The sequence below is a fragment of the Neorhizobium sp. AL 9.2.2 genome, from assembly GCF_013317225.1.
Taxonomy (GTDB): domain Bacteria; phylum Pseudomonadota; class Alphaproteobacteria; order Rhizobiales; family Rhizobiaceae; genus Neorhizobium; species Neorhizobium soli.
This window is the reverse complement of record NZ_JAALXU010000009.1, coordinates 135,647-151,122: the sequence shown is the minus strand read 5'-3', so window position 1 is coordinate 151,122 and position 15,476 is coordinate 135,647. Positions and strand designations below refer to the sequence as shown.

The window sequence follows — 15,476 nt, the reverse complement described above, 5'->3', positions numbered from 1 at the left end:
CACCGTTTCGGTGAGCGGCTTTCTTTTGCCTGAAAAAAGGTGAGAGAAAATGGAGAGTGGAACTTTAACGACGCCCTTTGGGCGGCGGACGATGTCGTATGGGCTGTTGGCAAACCACCAAAAAGCCAGCGAAATTGCATCCGGAATCAAGCGATCGAAGTGGAAACTGTTTCGATCAATCTGCGAATCACGGTCGTCCCTCGGGATCAGTGACCGGGCACTGACTGTGCTCGACGCGCTCCTGACCTTCTATCCGGGCGATGAACTTTGCGAAGATGGCAATCTCATCGTCTTCCCGTCCAATGCCCAGTTGTCGCTTCGAGCGCGTGGAATGGCACCGGCAACACTTCGGCGCCATCTCTCGGTGCTGGTGGAAACCGGACTAATCCTGCGCAAGGACAGCCCGAACGGCAAACGCTATGCACGCCGCAGTTCAGGTGGCAAACTCGATGATGCCTTCGGCTTCAGTCTCGCACCACTTCTGGCACGCGCACGAGAGATCGAAACGATGGCAGCGGAGATCGCTCTTAGCCATGAACAACTCAAGGCTGCAAAAGAGAGAATTTCTCTTTGCCGAAGAGATCTCGCAAAGCTGATTACTTTTGCCGTGGATGAAAAGATTTCCGGTGACTGGGAGCAGGCACAGACAAATCTTCAATGCGTCCTACAGGCAATTCCGCGCGTCCTCACACTCGATATCGCAGAGCCGCTCCTCACAAAACTCTCGGTACTGCGGGAAGAAGTCGTCAACCAATTGAAAATAAATATGAAATCACCAGAGATGAGCGCCAATGAATCTCAAAGTGAGCGCCACATACAGGATTCAAAAACAAATATCATTTCTGAATCTGAACAGGTGTCGAAAGGGCTTTCAACCGAACAAGCACCGGAACACACTTTGGCGAACGGCACAGCAATCGAAGAGATTGACGATCAACGCGATACTCGACAAAAGGGCCCTCGTTTGAGCTCGATCACCACACACAAAGCTCTACCACTCCCATTCGTCCTGCAAGCCTGCACCCAGATCAACGATTATGGGCCAAGAGGTGGGATCGCGTCCTGGAGGGATCTGATTACGGCAGCCTATGTTGTTCGTTCCACTCTCGACATCACGCCGGCTGTCTATGAACGCGCAGCAATCGTGATGGGGCCTGAGAATGCCGCAACAGTGCTTGCCTGCATGCTCGAGCGCGCTGAGCATATCACGTCTGCTGGAGGCTATCTGAGAGACCTGACCCGCCGGGCAGAGAAGGGTGAATTCGCGACCGCACCGATGCTGATGGCTCTGATGAGAGGCAGTCGATCGAAGCCTGAAACATACCCAAGCACGACCTCACCCCAACAAGGCCCGACCAAAACCGCTTGGGTTTGCTGATGATGACATCGGGGAATTCTCGGTCGATCCCCGTCGACAAAGAGGTCCGCGGAACCATCGTTCGGAGTTTGTGAAACAAAGAGAAACCTCTCCTTCCTGACGGCTAGTGCGTCTGGAGATCGCGTCAACGAGTGGAAATCGAACACACAGACAAACGTCACATCCGCGTAACATTGGTCCCCTAGAGCTACGCCAAGTCAGCGGCGCGGTTGAGGTCCTCCCGAAACACGCGGCCAGCCGGCTCAAATTTGTTTGTCGATTTCGAGTGGCATCTGACGCGGAAACCATTGTGTTTTCCGTGAACGCATTCACTCGACCACAGGAGAGATCCAATGCCTTCTATCAACCGTCGCCACGCTTTGGCGCTGATGTCAGCCGCAGCAGGCACCATTGTCCTTCCACGCATGTCCTTTAGCCAGTCGACACGCCCATCGGTGACGATTGCCGTTCAGAAGATCACCAACAACAATACGTTGGACGTCTGGAACGAACAGTCGAACGTTGGCGAACGCGTGTTCTTCCCCAACCTCTGGGAAGGCCTGATCGGCCGCGACTGGATGGGCAATCAGGGGCCTGTTGCCAGTCTCGCGACCGAATGGAAGCGCATCGACGACAAGACGCTCGAACTGAAGCTGCGTCAGGGCGTGAAATTCCACAACGGCGACGAACTGACCGCTGAAGATGTTGCGTTCTCCTTCTCCAAGGAACGCCTGTTTGGTAATACCGAGCCGAAGGGCGGCAAGACCGTCTTTGAAGCCGACAACAAGCCGACCACGGTCAAGGAACTGCCGGCGATCGTTCCCGGTGTCGCTCGTCGCCTCTGGCCGGCACTGGCCGGTGTCGAAGTCGTCGACAAGCACACCGTGCGTTTCCACAATGCAACGCCTGACATCACGCTCGAAGGCCGCCTTTATTCCTTCGGCAGCCAGATCACCAACCGCCGCGCTTGGGACGAAGCCAAGAGCTATACGGATTGGGCCCGCAAGCCGGTCACGACCGGTCCTTACATGGTCTCGGAATTCAAGCCAGACGTGTCGCTGACGCTCGTCGCTTTCGACGAATACTGGGGTGGCCGTCCGCCGCTGCAGCAGATCCGCTTCGTCGAGGTTCCGGAAGTCGCTTCCCGCGTCAACGGCCTCCTGTCCGGCGAATACGACTTCGCCTGCGACCTGCCGCCAGATCAGATATCCGCAATCAAGGCCGCTCCGAGCCTCGAAGTGCAGAGCTCGACCATTTGGAACCACCGCATTTCCACATTCAACACGCAGAACCCGGTTCTTGCCAACCCGCTGGTCCGTCGCGCGATGACGCATTCGATCGACCGTCAGGCGATCGTGGAAGCACTGTGGGCTGGCCAGACAGTCGTTCCGGCCGGACTTCAGTTCGACTCCTTCAAGACATCCAACATGTATGTCGAAGGCTGGGCTGCTCCGGAATTCAACCCCGATCTTGCTAAGAAGCTTCTCAAGGAAGCCAACTACAAGGGCGACGCCATCCCGTATCGCCTTCTCAACAACTACTACACCAACCAGACTGCGAACGCGCAGATCATGGTCGAGATGTGGAAGCAGGTTGGCCTCAACGTCGAGATCCAGATGAAGGAAAACTGGGCACAGATCCACGATCCTGCAGGCGTCAAGGGTGTGCGCGACTGGTCGGCTTCCAACTCGATCAACGATCCGATCACGCCACTCGTCGTCCAGTTCGGACCAAACGGCGAAGCGCAGCAGAAGAAGGACTGGACGAACGAGGAGGTCAACAAGCTTTCCGTCATCATGGAAACCTCGACCGACCGCGCCCAGCGACACAAGGCTTTCGCCCGCATGCTGGAAATCTGCGAGCGCGAAGACCCGGCCTATCAGGTCCTGCACCAGAACGCCGTCTTTACCGGCATGAAGAAGTCTCTGAAGTGGAAGGCAGCACCTGCCTTCGCGATGGACTTCCGGACAGCCAACTGGAACGCCTGATCGTTCTGATGTCTCACGCCGGCCGCGGAATTCGCGGCCGGCGCATCTGCTTATAAAATGGAGGTGCGTTCCATGGTGAAAAACCTTGTGGAACTGCGCGGCCTGAAGGTCGCTTTCGACGGCGTTCAGGTACTGCATGGTATCGATCTCGATATCGCCCGCGGCGAGGCGATCGGCCTTGTCGGTGAATCCGGTTGCGGCAAGTCCGTCACCTGGCTCGCGGCACTCGGGCTTTTGCCCGGAAAAGCGACGGTCAGCGGATCAGTCCGCGTCGACGGACAGGAAATCCTCGCACAGCCACGACACGTGCTCGAAGGCGTGCGCGGCAAGCGGATCGCGATGATCTTTCAGGATCCATCCAGCTCGCTCAATCCGGTTCTGCGCGTCGGTCGCCAGATCACTGAAGCATTGGCGATCCATCGCGGCCTTCATGGGGAGGCTGCAAAGGCAGAAGCACTGCGGCTGCTCGACATGGTCGGCATTCCCGATGCACGCCGGCGCATCGATCTCTTTCCACACGAATTCTCCGGCGGCCAGTGTCAGCGCGTCATGATCGCCATGGCCCTTGCCGGCGAACCCGATCTTCTCGTTGCCGACGAGCCGACAACGGCTCTCGACGCGACGATCCAGGCCCAGATCCTTGATCTTCTCATCGCGTTGCGCGCCGAAACCGGCATGGCGACGATCTTTATCAGCCATGATCTGGGCGCTGTCTCGCAGGTCTGCGAGCGCGCCTGCGTCATGTATGCCGGCCGTATCGTGGAGCAGGGGACAATCCAGGCCCTGTTCGACAACCCGCGCCATCCTTACACGCGCGGTCTCTTCGATGCCATTCCGCGTCTGGATGGTCCGCGCGACCGATTGATCCCCATTCCCGGGACCGTTCCCAATCCACGTGAGCTGCCGGAAGGCTGCGCTTTCTCGCCGCGCTGTTCGCATGCCGCAATCGACTGTCGGACCCGCATGCCGGCTCTTCAGTCCATGGATGATGGGCGGCTTTTGTCCTGTCACCATCCCGTCGGTTCCCATCCTCCGATCGGCGTCACGCATCCGGTTGCGGCTCGCGTTCTGGAGGCGCTGTCATGAGCTCCCGTCTCAAAACGCCGCTCATCGAAGCGAAAGGTTTGGTCAGGACTTACGAGGTTCGCCAGGGCATGTTCGGACGGGCGACACCGGTGCGCGCCGTCGATGGCATTGATCTGCGGGTCATGCCGGGAGAGACGCTCGGAATCGTCGGCGAATCCGGTTCCGGCAAGTCCACGCTCGGCCGCATGCTGCTCGGCATCGATCCGCCGCAGGAAGGTCAGGCTTTCTTCGAGGGCAAGTCGATGCCGAAGCTTGCAACGCCGGAATGGCGTGCATTGCGGGCAAAAATGCAGTTCGTCTATCAGGATCCGCTGGCAGCGCTCGACCGCCGTCTGACGATTGCCGAGCAGATCGGAGAGCCGCTCGCCATCCACAATCTCGTGCCGAAACCCCATCGGGAAACGCGCGTCGCCGAGTTGATGTCGGCCGTGGGATTGAGGCCTGATCAGGCGGGTCGCTATCCACATGAGCTTTCGGGCGGTCAGCGTCAGCGCGCCGTCATTGCCAGGGCGCTTGCCTCGCGGCCAAAGCTTCTGGTTTGCGACGAGCCTGTCTCGGCCCTCGACGTGTCGATCCAGGCGCAAGTGGTCAACATGCTGCGCGACCTGCAGGAGAAAAACCAGATCGCCATGGTGTTCATCAGCCATGACCTGAAGGTCGTGCGCAATATCGCCGACCGCGTCGCCGTCATGTATCTCGGCCGCATCGTCGAAGAAGCATCCTCGGACGTCATCTTCAAGACGCCGCTGCATCCCTATACCAAGGCGCTGGTGTCCAGTGTGCCGGTGCCGGGCAAGCTGCTTCAAGGCCGCGTCATCCTGCAGGGAGAGCCGCCGAACCCTGCCAACCGCCCATCCGGCTGTGCCTTCCACCCGCGCTGCCCGCTTGCCGCCGATATCTGCCGCACCAGCGTGCCGCAGCTTCTTTCGGTTGCCGATGGCCGAACCGCGGCCTGTCACATGGTGACCCGCGCCGAGGCGTCGGTCGCGGCCTAAAGGAATTCCCGATGTTTCGTTTCGCTTCCATCCGCCTTCTTCGCGCGCTTATCACCATCCTTGCCGTCATCACCTTTGCCTTCGTCGTGCTGCGGCTGTCGGGTGATCCGGCTCAGGTCATGCTTGGTCCTGATGTTCCGCAGGAATCCGTTGATGCCTTCCGCAAGGCATGGGGCCTCGATCAGCCGCTGTGGATCCAGTACCTGTCCTACATCCGGGCGATCTTTACCGGTGACTTCGGCGTCTCCATGCGTGACAAGGCCTCCGCCATGCAGCTGGTGATCGAGCGCATACCGGCGACCCTGCAGCTGACGATCCCGGCGCTGTTCCTGAAGGTCGTGATCGGCATCCCGGCCGGCGTCTATGCCGCCCTGCATCGCCAGAGCGCGATCGATCGCGGCGTTATCCTCGCCGCCATCTTCGGCTTCACCATTCCGTCCTTCGTCATGGGCCTGCTTCTGGTGCTGATCTTTTCGATCACGCTCGGGCTGCTTCCATCCGGCGGGCAGGACACCTGGCAGCATGGCATCCTGCCGACGCTGACGATGAGCATAGGCGGTATCGGCATTCTCGCGCGCTTCTCGAGAAGTGCGATGATCGAGGTGATGGGCCAGCCCTATATCCGCACGGCCTCTGCCAAGGGAATGAAGTGGCAGGACGTCGTCTGGAAGCATGCGCTGCCGAATGCCGCTGTTCCGATTGTCACCATCGTCGGGTTCATGGTCGGGACGCTGATCGCCGGTGCCGTCGTGGTGGAATCGATTTTCTCCTGGCCCGGCATCGGCCGCCTTCTGGTCGTCTCGGTCAGCAACCGGGATCTCGCTGTCGTCCAGTGCATCCTGCTCCTGGTCGCCGCCACCATGGTCGTGTCGAACCTTATCGTCGACCTGCTGTACGGCTTTCTCGATCCACGCCTTCGCGCCCAGAGCGCTCACTAGAGAGGAGGCCGGTCATGACTGTTACCAATATCGCCCGCCCACAATCGCCCAACCTGTCTCTCTTTACCCGCTTCATCAAGCAGGTCCGCAAGGTGCCGTTCTCCGTTTCCTTCGGCATCGTCTGGCTGATCGGAATGGTGCTGGTTGCCGTGTTCGCAGACGTCATCCGCCCTTATGGCATTACCGCCATGGATCTGCGCGCCCGTCTATCGTTGCCGGGCAATCCCGCGCACCTGCTGGGCACTGACGAACTGGGCCGCGATGTCCTGTCGCGCCTGCTGCAGTCGATCCGCGTATCGCTTGCGATCGCCTTTGGTGCAACGATCATCTCCGCCGTGTTCGGTACCGTGCTCGGCTTTGCCGCGGCGAAGTTCCGGGGAGTGGTCGAGCATCTCGTCCTCGTGCTCGCCGATTTCCAGGCGGCCCTGCCGTTCCTGATCATGTCGCTCGCTGTCCTCGCCTTCTTCGGTTCGTCGATGCCGCTGTTGATCGGTCTGATGGGTTTTTACGGCTGGGAACGCTATGCCCGCATCGCCCGAGGTCTCGCGATCTCGGCCAGCGCGCAAGGCTATGCGTCTGCCGTTGTGCAGCTCGGCGCCACGCCTGGACGCGTCTATCTTCACCACATCCTGCCGAACGTGGCCTCGACCCTGATCGTCTCGATGACGCTCACCTTTCCGGAAATCATCCTGATGGAAAGCGGGCTCTCGTTTTTGGGCCTCGGTGTGCAGCCGCCGGAAACCAGCCTTGGCAACATGGTGGGCTTCGGCCGCGAATACCTGACGCGGGCGCCGTGGATCATGCTGGCGCCCGCCTTCGTCATCATGGTGACGACACTTTCCATCTCGCTCGTCGGCGACTGGCTGCGCGACAAGCTCGATCCGACCCTTCGCTGATGACATCTCAGGAGACGACAATGACGAAGATCACCGGCCACCGGGGAGCCCGCAATCTCTGGCCTGAAAACTCCATGACCGGCTTTCGCAACGTGCTGGATCTCGGTGTGGATGCGATCGAATTCGACGTGCATCTGACCGATGCCGGCGAACTGGTCGTCATCCACGATGCGACGCTGGATCGCACGACGGACAAGACAGGGCCGGTCCGCTCGCTGACACCGGACATGCGCGGCGAAACGCATCTCGACGGTTCCGATGACACGGTGCCGACGCTGGCCGACGTCCTCGCCGTCCTTTCGAAATCCGAGGGCAAGCAGCTGCATGTCGAAATCAAGTCCGACGAATCCAAGCAGCCCTATCCGGGCATTGCGGAAAAAGTCGTCGCGGAGATCGAGCGGTTCGGTCTGGCAGATCGCTGTCATCTGACCTCTTTCGACCTCTCCGTTCTCGAGGAATGCCAGGGCATTGCTCCAGATATTGCGCGCCTTGTGTCTGTCAATGCGGAATGGGCCGACAAGCAGGGCGGCCTCGAACGCTTTCTCGAGAAGGTCGACGGCCTCGGCGATATCATCGCTGTCCATCACGAGCTGATGGATGCCGAATGGGCGCTTATCACCGGCAAGCTTCCGCTTGAGCGCCTTTGCGTCTGGACCCTGAACGACGAGGCGCTGATCCGGCGCTGGCTCGAACGGGGCATCGGTCACTTGACCACCGACAGCCCGGACCTCGCGCTTAATCTGCGACGCGAAATCCAGATCCAATCCGAACCTGCCTGAAAAGGAATACGACAATGAGCCACATCATCGGCACAGGCTTCAACGCCGGCTCCACCAATGGAGAGCTTGAAAGCCTAGACCAGGAACTGCGGATCCTGAGCGAGATCGGCGTCGATACCGTCGAACTCGGCCTCACCAGCCTCGATCTGATCTCGGGCGGCCGGATCATCGAAGAGCGCGCCGAGCGGCTCGTGGCGCTGACGAAGCAGTTCGACTTCCGCTACACGGTTCACGGCCTTGTCTCCTCGAACTTCATGGAACCGGAAACCTGCCGCTACCAGCTCGACGCTGCCAAGGCGCTTGCGCAGATCTGCGACCGCATCGGTGCCGGCATCCTGGTGCAGCACGGCGGCAATCTCCGCGCCGAGCAGATCATGGAGCGTGCCGAGGCCGACGCCCGCGAACGCGACGCGCTGTTCGAACTCGCCGAATTCTGCAAGCCTTACGGCGTTCGGATCGCCTTTGAAAACATCTTCACCACGGAGCCAGGCCAGTATCGCCAGACACCGACCCAGATCGCCGAAACGGTGAAGACCATCGGGCATCCGAACCTCGTGGCACTGATCGACTTCAGCCACGCCTATATCGAATCGACCTATCGCGGCCTGAACTTCCGCGAGGAGCTGCGCGCCATGGCGTCTGTTGCCGGCCATCTGCATGTCCATGACAGCTTCGGCCGCCCGCAGGCTTTCTACAAGGGTCATCACGTGCAGGAAAATACCGCGCTCGGCATCGGCGATCTGCACATGCCGCTCGGCTGGGGTGACATCGACTGGGAAGATATCTTCTCCGAACTGACCTTCCTGCCCGGCACCGTGCTGATGATGGAAATCGGACGTCGCTACCACGCCGAACAGCCTGCAAGTCTGGAACGCGCGAAAGGCCTTATGGCCTTGAACGACCGCACCGCAGCTATCGCCGCAGAATAACGTCGAAAGGGCGGGGGAGGGACACTTCCCCGCTCTGGCCTTTCGAGGTCTGCTCTCAGGGAACGGTAAGTTCCAGATTGAGACGGCCGGAGGCGCCATCGAGATGATCGCGCATGGCGCTTCTGGCCCGGGATGCGTCGCGAGCCGCAATTGCGTCGCGGATTGCCACATGTTCGGCGATCGTCACTTCCACGATCTCCTCCAGCACGGCCTTCGCCCTCGCGGCGTTGATGGTGAGCTGGATACGCTCGGCGATGAAGCCGATGAACTGGATGAAATAATCATTGCGGGTCGCGGCGGCGACAGCGCGATGGAAGGCGAGATCGGCAGCGATGCCTTCCTCGGTCCATTTGGCGGCACCGGTCATCTGCGCCAGAACCTCGTCGAGGCGCTTCAGATCGTCGGGCGTATGGCTGACGGCCGCAAGCGCCGCCGCTTCAACTTCCAGCGCCAGACGCAGCTGAAACAGGTCTCGGAAATTCTCGGGATCGGACAGGTCGGCGGGTTCGACCCGGATCATCTGACGACGATCCTTTTCCGTTGCAAAGGCACCGACGCCCTGGCGTGTCTCCACCAGTCCTTCATTGCGCAACTGTGCAATGGCTTCGCGCACGACCGATCTGCTGACGCCGAATGTCTGGGCAAGCAGATGTTCGGTCGGCAGCTTTTCTCCGGACGCGATCCGTCCCTCGACGATCTCGCGTCCAATTTCCGCGGCGATCCGGGCCGGTAGATGCGCGTTGCGCCTGATCTGGTTGAAGTCCGTCAAAGCCAAGGCCGCCTTCCTGTTACGGATGGTTTCTACGACTCCGGCGACAAATTCAACTGGCATCCCGGGTTCATCACGAGGTCGGGATCGATCGCCCGTTTGATTGCAGTCAGCAACTTGCGCTTTGCCTCGGGAAGCCTGACATCGAAATCCATCTGCTTCAAGCGGCCGATGCCGTGTTCGGCGCTCATGCTGCCGGCATATTGGTCCACCACCTCGTTGAGCACAGTCTTGGATCGATAGATCCGTTCAGCCTTCTCCGCTGCCGAGAGATCCGAAGGTGGCAGGCAGTTGAGATGCACATTGCCATCGCCGACATGTCCGTAGGACACGCAGATGCAGTCGGGCAGGGCGGCATGGATCGCCTGCTCGGCATCATGAACGAAGGCGGGCAGCCTCGAAAGCGGAACGGAGACATCGCTTCGCATATGGGCGCCGCGTTTCGCCTGTCCCTCGTTCATGCCTTCGCGGATCAGCCAGAGGTTTTTCGCCTGCGCCTGAGACGATGGCAATGTCCCGTCGAGGACGAGACCGTCCTCCATCACGCCTTCCAGAAAGCGCTCCATCAGGTCCTGGATATCGACAAGGCCGGATCCGGAAATCTCCATCAGGACATAGGCGGGATAATCGCCCGACATCGGCAACGGCAGGTCGGGGATCGCTTCTCTCGCGAGCGTCAAGGCGAGAGGCGGCATGAATTCGAAGGCCGACATCAGGTCGCAGCAATCCCGGCGGGCGCGACGGTAAAGCGTAATGACGTCCTCGAGTGAGGCAAGGCCGAGCAGCGCAGTCGCAACCTGATCGGGGTAGGGGGTAAGCTTTACCGAGACGGCGGTGATGATCCCGAGCGTGCCCTCGGCGCCGATGAACAGTTGCTTGAGGTCAATGCCGCGGTTGTCCTTGCGCAGGGTCGAGAGCCCGTTGAGGATCGAGCCGTCGGGCAGCACCACCTCAAGCCCGAGCACAAGCTCGCGGGTCATGCCGTAGCGCAGCACGTTGATGCCGCCGGCATTGGTGGAGACGTTGCCGCCAATCCGGCAGCTGCCCTGCGCGCCAAGCGCAAGCGGAAAGAACATCGCCTTGTCGGCGATCGCGTCCTTGAGTTCGGAGAGGATGCACCCGGCCTCGACGACGGCGGAAAAATCGTCCGCGTCGATATTGCGGATCGCGTTCATCCGCTCGAGACTGATGACGACCTGGCGTACCGGATCGTCCGGTATGCCGCCGAGCACGAGCCCGGTATTGCCGCCCTGCGGAACGATCGCCAAGTTCAACGCGTGACAGGCCTTCACACAGGCGGCGACGTCCTGCGTCGAGCGCGGCCGGAGAACTGCAACGGCGCTGCTGGAAACGTCGCCGTGCCAGTCGCGGCAGTAGCGCGCAATTTCGGTCTCGTCGCGGATCACGATGTCGCTGCCCAACGAGGCGGTCAGCGACATGGCCGGGCTATCCTCAAGATCCAATGCCATGGTGTCTCTCCCTTGGGCTCATCCGTCCGCTCTTTGGAAAGGCGCGGCTTCTTGATAACCTCTTTTTCACCCGGTAAGGCTGGACAAACCATATAAGGTTATCAGACAACCGTACAAGAAAAATCATGCCGGGTTCGCAACGCTCTGCGAACTCTCGGAAAAGGGAGGTTCCATGCATATCTTGATTATCGGCGCGGCCGGAATGGTCGGGCGCAAACTGACGACGCGGCTGCTTCGGGAGGGAGCGGTCGGTGGCGCCGCGATCGAAAAATTGACGCTGGTCGACGTGGTCAGTCCGGAAAAACCCGAAACCACCGTGGCGATCGACAGTTTCGCGGTGGATCTGTCGACGCCGGGCGTCGCCGAAACCCTGGTCGAAGGTCGCCCGGATCTGATCTATCATCTCGCAGCCATCGTCTCGGCCGAAGCCGAACTCGATTTCGACAAGGGTTACCGGATCAATCTCGACGGCACGCGCTATCTGTTCGATGCGATCCGCCTGGCCCACCAAGCTGACGGCTACAAGCCGCGCGTGGTCTTCACATCATCCATCGCCGTGGTCGGTGCTCCCTTGCCGCTGTTGATCCCGGATGATTTCCACCTGACGCCGCTCACCAGCTACGGCACCCAGAAGGCGATGTCTGAACTGCTTCTGGCAGACTATTCGCGTCGGGGATTTTTCGACGGCATCGGCATTCGCCTGCCGACCGTTTGCATTCGCCCGGGCAAGCCGAACAAGGCCGCATCCGGCTTCTTTTCCAACATCCTGCGCGAACCGCTGATCGGCGAGGATGCCGTTCTGCCGGTGCCGGACAGCACGCGCCATTGGCACACGTCGCCGCGCTCAGCCGTCGGGTATCTTGTCCATGCGGCGGATCTCGATCTGGCGAAACTCGGGGCACAGAGAAGCCTTTCGATGCCAGGCGTCAGCGCCACGGTCGGCGAGCAGATCGAAGCACTGCGGCGGATCGCGGGCGACAAGGCGGTCAATCTCATTCGGCGCGAGCCGAACGAGATGATCATGAAGATGGTCGCAGGCTGGGCTCCGGGTTTTGAGGCAAAACGCGCGATCGAACTGGGGTTCACGGCGGAGAAGAATTTCGACGAGATCATCCAGGTCCATATCGAGGATGAGCTTGGGGGGAAGCTGCCATGACTGTCGCAAACCCCTCGAAAAAGATTGCCTTCCTCGGAACAGGTCTGATGGGGGCGCCTATGGCGCGCCGGCTGCTTCAGGCGGGATATTCAATCGCCGTCTGGAACCGCAATCCGGATAAGGCCAAGGCGCTCGAGAGCGATGGGGCTACCGTCGCGGCATCACCGGCAGAGGCCGTCGATGGCGCCGATATCGTCATCACCATGCTGACGGATGGCAAGGCCGTCGGCGACGTGCTGTTCGAAAGCGGTTGTGCCGAGCGTTTGGCTAAGGGCGCCAGGGTGATCGACATGAGTTCGATTGCGCCGGCCATTGCCAAGGAGCATTCAGCAAAGCTTGAGGAATTGGGCGTTGCCCATGTGGATGCGCCGGTGTCCGGTGGTGTCGTCGGTGCCGAGGCCGGCACGCTGGCGATCATGGCGGGCGGCGATGCGGATGTGGTCGCGAGCCTCCACGACGTGTTTTCGGCAATGGGTCGGGTGACGCATGTGGGCCCGAGCGGCGCGGGACAGATCTGCAAGCTCGCCAATCAGCAGATCGTTGCAGTCACGATCGGCGCCGTGGCCGAGGCCATGATCCTTGTCGAGGCCGGTGGCGCTTCCCGCGAAGCCTTCCGCAACGCGATCCGCGGCGGTTTCGCCGACAGTCGCATCCTCGAAATCCATGGTCGCCGTATGGTGGAGCGGGCGTTCGACCCCGGTGGCACGGCAAAGAACCAGTTGAAGGATCTCAACGCCGTCATGGACGTTGCCGACGCCCTCTCCCTCACGCTGCCGCTGACCAGCGGGGTGAGGGCGGAGTTCACGGATTTCGTCGAGGACGGCGGCGGGCCGCTCGATCACAGCGGATTGCTTCTTCATCTCGAAAAGCTGAACCCGTAGTTCTTTGGAAAGGCTTGACCCGGCTGGCTGAGGCGATACCTGATAGGCTGTCGATTGAAGCGAAGCGCTGAGGGGGGATGCTTTTGTCAAAAGATACCGGGGAAAAAAAGCAGGCCTGGAAAGCGCTTGCCGAGCGGGAGCTGAAGGCTTCGCCTGACACGCTGGTCTGGCACACGGCGGAAGGGATCGACATCAAGCCGCTCTATACGGCAGACGATCTCGACGGCATCTCGCACCTCGATACGATGCCGGGGATCAAGCCTTTCGTGCGAGGTCCGCGGGCAACCATGTATGCCGGTCGACCCTGGACGATCCGCCAATATGCCGGTTTTTCGACGGCGCAGGCCTCGAACGCCTTTTACCGGCGCAACCTTGCCGCCGGCCAGAAGGGCCTGTCCGTCGCCTTCGACCTTGCCACCCACCGCGGCTACGACAGCGACCACCCGCGCGTCGAGGGCGATGTCGGCAAGGCGGGCGTCGCGATCGACTCCGTCGAGGACATGAAGATCCTGTTCGACGGCATCCCGCTAAAAGACATGTCCGTCTCGATGACCATGAACGGCGCGGTGATCCCGATCCTTGCCTCTTTCATCGTCGCCGGCGAGGAACAGGGTTGCGAGCGCTCGCAGCTTTCGGGCACAATCCAGAACGACATCCTCAAGGAGTTTATGGTCCGCAACACCTATATCTATCCGCCCGAACCCTCGATGCGGATCGTTGCGGACATCATCGAATTCACCGCAAAGGAAATGCCGCGCTTCAACTCGATCTCCATTTCCGGCTATCACATGCAGGAGGCGGGTGCGACGCTGGTCCAGGAACTGGCCTTCACGCTCGCCGACGGGCGCGAATATGTGCGCGCCGCGATCGCCAAGGGCCTCGATGTCGACGAGTTTGCCGGACGCCTGTCCTTCTTCTTCGCCATCGGCATGAACTTCTTCATGGAGGCGGCGAAGCTGCGCGCCGCCCGTCTTCTATGGTCGAGGATTATGGAAGAGTTCGCGCCGAAGAAACCGGGATCGCTGATGCTGCGCACCCACTGCCAGACTTCCGGCGTCTCGCTGGCCGAGCAGGATCCCTACAACAACGTCATCCGCACGGCGTACGAGGCAATGTCGGCCGTGCTTGGCGGCACCCAGTCGCTGCACACCAACGCGCTCGATGAAGCGATGGCGCTGCCGACCGAATTCTCCGCCCGCATCGCGCGCAACACGCAGCTGATCCTCGCCCACGAAACCGGCGTCACCAAAGTCGTCGATCCGCTCGCCGGCTCCTACTATGTAGAAAGCCTGACCAGCGAGCTCGCGGAAAAGGCCTGGGCCCTGATCGAGGAGATCGAGGCGCTCGGCGGCATGACCAAGGCCGTCGCCGACGGCCTTCCGAAGCGTCTGATCGAGGAGGCCGCAACACTGCGCCAGGTCAAGGTCGACCGCGGCGAGGAGATCATCGTCGGCGTCAACAAGTACCGGCTTGAGACAGAAGACGAAATCGACATCCTTGCCATCGACAATACGGCCGTGCGCAATGGCCAGATCGAGCGGCTGGAAGAGGTGCGCCGCAAGCGCAATCCGCAAGAGGTAGCAGCGACTCTCGCAGCCCTTGGCGAGGTGGCGACGTCGGGACGCGGAAATCTTCTGGCGGCGGCCGTCGAGGCGGCGCGCGCGCGTGCCACGGTCGGCGAGATGTCGGATGCGATGCGCAAGGCATTCGGCGATCATGCGGCCATGCCGGATGTGGTCAGCGATATCTACGGCCCTGCCTACGAGGGCGACCCGGAATACGAAACGCTGACTAGGCGTCTTGCCGAATACACATCGGCTGAGGCCAAGCCGAGGATCATGGTCGCAAAGCTCGGCCAGGACGGCCACGATCGTGGCGCCAAGGTCATCGCCTCGGCCTTCGGCGATATCGGCTTTAAGGTTCTGGCCGGCCCGCTGTTCCAGACGCCGGATGAGGCCGCCGATCTGGCAATCCAGCAGAAGGTTCAGGTGGTCGGCATGTCGTCGCTGGCAGCCGGTCACAGGACGCTTGCCCCGCAACTGGTCGAGGCGCTCAGGCGCAAGGGTGCAAACGATATCATCGTCGTGGTGGGCGGCGTCATTCCGCGTCAGGACTACGACTACCTCCTCGAAAACGGCGTCGCTGCCGTGTTCGGGCCCGGCACAAACGTCCTTGATGCCGCCAACGCCGTGATCGATCTCCTTGAAGGAAAACGCCGGAATGTGTGAGGCAC

Annotated in this window: 13 protein-coding genes; 11 read left to right on the top strand and 2 right to left on the bottom strand. The window is 60.8% G+C overall.

Annotated features, from left to right (window positions below; all coding sequences use genetic code 11):
• Positions 1-49: 49 nt before the first annotated feature.
• The 8 genes from repC (at position 50) to G6K99_RS18420 (ending at position 8,968) form a co-directional block, all read left to right on the top strand.
• Positions 50-1,378: a plasmid replication protein RepC gene (gene repC, locus G6K99_RS18455; RefSeq protein WP_174197426.1), complete on the top strand. Its 1,329-nt coding sequence runs from the start codon at positions 50-52 to the stop codon at positions 1,376-1,378.
• Positions 1,379-1,710: 332 nt separating this feature from the next.
• Entirely contained in the window at positions 1,711-3,345 is a 1,635-nt protein-coding gene (locus tag G6K99_RS18450) for an ABC transporter substrate-binding protein (RefSeq protein ID WP_174197425.1), read from the top strand.
• A gap of 72 nt (positions 3,346-3,417) precedes the next feature.
• The gene (locus G6K99_RS18445) at positions 3,418-4,431 is read left to right on the top strand and encodes an ABC transporter ATP-binding protein (RefSeq protein WP_174197424.1); all 1,014 of its coding nucleotides are present in this window, start codon (positions 3,418-3,420) and stop codon (positions 4,429-4,431) included.
• A complete protein-coding gene (locus G6K99_RS18440; protein WP_174197423.1) occupies positions 4,428-5,426 on the top strand; it encodes an ABC transporter ATP-binding protein in 999 nt (332 codons plus the stop codon). The genes G6K99_RS18445 and G6K99_RS18440 overlap by 4 nt, the downstream gene beginning before the upstream one ends.
• A gap of 11 nt (positions 5,427-5,437) precedes the next feature.
• Positions 5,438-6,364, top strand: coding sequence for an ABC transporter permease (locus G6K99_RS18435; RefSeq protein ID WP_062458560.1), 927 nt, complete (start codon positions 5,438-5,440; stop codon positions 6,362-6,364).
• 14 nt (positions 6,365-6,378) lie between these two features.
• On the top strand, positions 6,379-7,260 hold the full coding sequence (locus G6K99_RS18430; RefSeq protein ID WP_174197422.1) for an ABC transporter permease: 882 nt from the start codon (positions 6,379-6,381) through the stop codon (positions 7,258-7,260).
• A gap of 20 nt (positions 7,261-7,280) precedes the next feature.
• The gene (locus G6K99_RS18425) at positions 7,281-8,039 is read left to right on the top strand and encodes a glycerophosphodiester phosphodiesterase family protein (RefSeq protein ID WP_174197421.1); all 759 of its coding nucleotides are present in this window, start codon (positions 7,281-7,283) and stop codon (positions 8,037-8,039) included.
• Positions 8,040-8,053: 14 nt separating this feature from the next.
• Positions 8,054-8,968 carry a TIM barrel protein gene (locus G6K99_RS18420; RefSeq protein ID WP_174197420.1) on the top strand — a complete coding sequence of 305 codons (915 nt, stop codon included), beginning with the start codon at positions 8,054-8,056 and terminating at the stop codon, positions 8,966-8,968.
• A 55-nt stretch (positions 8,969-9,023) separates the two neighbouring features.
• Here G6K99_RS18420 and G6K99_RS18415 read toward each other — a convergent pair whose 3' ends face one another.
• Entirely contained in the window at positions 9,024-9,743 is a 720-nt protein-coding gene (locus tag G6K99_RS18415) for a FadR/GntR family transcriptional regulator (RefSeq protein WP_113165028.1), read from the bottom strand.
• A 26-nt stretch (positions 9,744-9,769) separates the two neighbouring features.
• Complete coding sequence (locus G6K99_RS18410; RefSeq protein WP_174197419.1) at positions 9,770-11,206, bottom strand: FAD-binding oxidoreductase; 1,437 nt, start codon at positions 11,204-11,206, stop codon at positions 9,770-9,772.
• Between the two features lie 172 nt (positions 11,207-11,378).
• Between G6K99_RS18410 and denD the strand changes: the two genes are divergently transcribed.
• The 3 genes from denD to scpA all read left to right on the top strand — a co-directional run bounded on the left by denD (position 11,379) and on the right by scpA (position 15,471).
• The gene (gene denD / locus G6K99_RS18405; RefSeq protein ID WP_174197418.1) at positions 11,379-12,362 is read left to right on the top strand and encodes a D-erythronate dehydrogenase; all 984 of its coding nucleotides are present in this window, start codon (positions 11,379-11,381) and stop codon (positions 12,360-12,362) included.
• Positions 12,359-13,243, top strand: coding sequence for an NAD(P)-dependent oxidoreductase (locus tag G6K99_RS18400; RefSeq protein ID WP_174197417.1), 885 nt, complete (start codon positions 12,359-12,361; stop codon positions 13,241-13,243). The genes denD and G6K99_RS18400 overlap by 4 nt, the downstream gene beginning before the upstream one ends.
• A gap of 83 nt (positions 13,244-13,326) precedes the next feature.
• Positions 13,327-15,471 (top strand): methylmalonyl-CoA mutase, encoded by a 2,145-nt coding sequence (gene scpA, locus G6K99_RS18395; RefSeq protein WP_244631526.1) that lies wholly within the window; start codon positions 13,327-13,329, stop codon positions 15,469-15,471.
• Positions 15,472-15,476 lie beyond the last annotated feature (5 nt).

Excerpts from the sequence above, each read along its gene's own strand:
- G6K99_RS18420 (WP_174197420.1), top strand. The coding sequence starts at position 8,054 with ATGAGCCACATCATCGGCACAGGCTTCAACGCCGGCTCCACCAATGGA.
- G6K99_RS18435 (WP_062458560.1), top strand. The coding sequence starts at position 5,438 with ATGTTTCGTTTCGCTTCCATCCGCCTTCTTCGCGCGCTTATCACCATC.
- denD (WP_174197418.1), top strand. The coding sequence starts at position 11,379 with ATGCATATCTTGATTATCGGCGCGGCCGGAATGGTCGGGCGCAAACTG.
- G6K99_RS18410 (WP_174197419.1), bottom strand. The coding sequence starts at position 11,206 with ATGGCATTGGATCTTGAGGATAGCCCGGCCATGTCGCTGACCGCCTCG.
- G6K99_RS18425 (WP_174197421.1), top strand. The coding sequence starts at position 7,281 with ATGACGAAGATCACCGGCCACCGGGGAGCCCGCAATCTCTGGCCTGAA.
- G6K99_RS18430 (WP_174197422.1), top strand. The coding sequence starts at position 6,379 with ATGACTGTTACCAATATCGCCCGCCCACAATCGCCCAACCTGTCTCTC.
- G6K99_RS18450 (WP_174197425.1), top strand. The coding sequence starts at position 1,711 with ATGCCTTCTATCAACCGTCGCCACGCTTTGGCGCTGATGTCAGCCGCA.
- G6K99_RS18400 (WP_174197417.1), top strand. The coding sequence starts at position 12,359 with ATGACTGTCGCAAACCCCTCGAAAAAGATTGCCTTCCTCGGAACAGGT.
- G6K99_RS18445 (WP_174197424.1), top strand. The coding sequence starts at position 3,418 with ATGGTGAAAAACCTTGTGGAACTGCGCGGCCTGAAGGTCGCTTTCGAC.
- G6K99_RS18440 (WP_174197423.1), top strand. The coding sequence starts at position 4,428 with ATGAGCTCCCGTCTCAAAACGCCGCTCATCGAAGCGAAAGGTTTGGTC.
- repC (WP_174197426.1), top strand. The coding sequence starts at position 50 with ATGGAGAGTGGAACTTTAACGACGCCCTTTGGGCGGCGGACGATGTCG.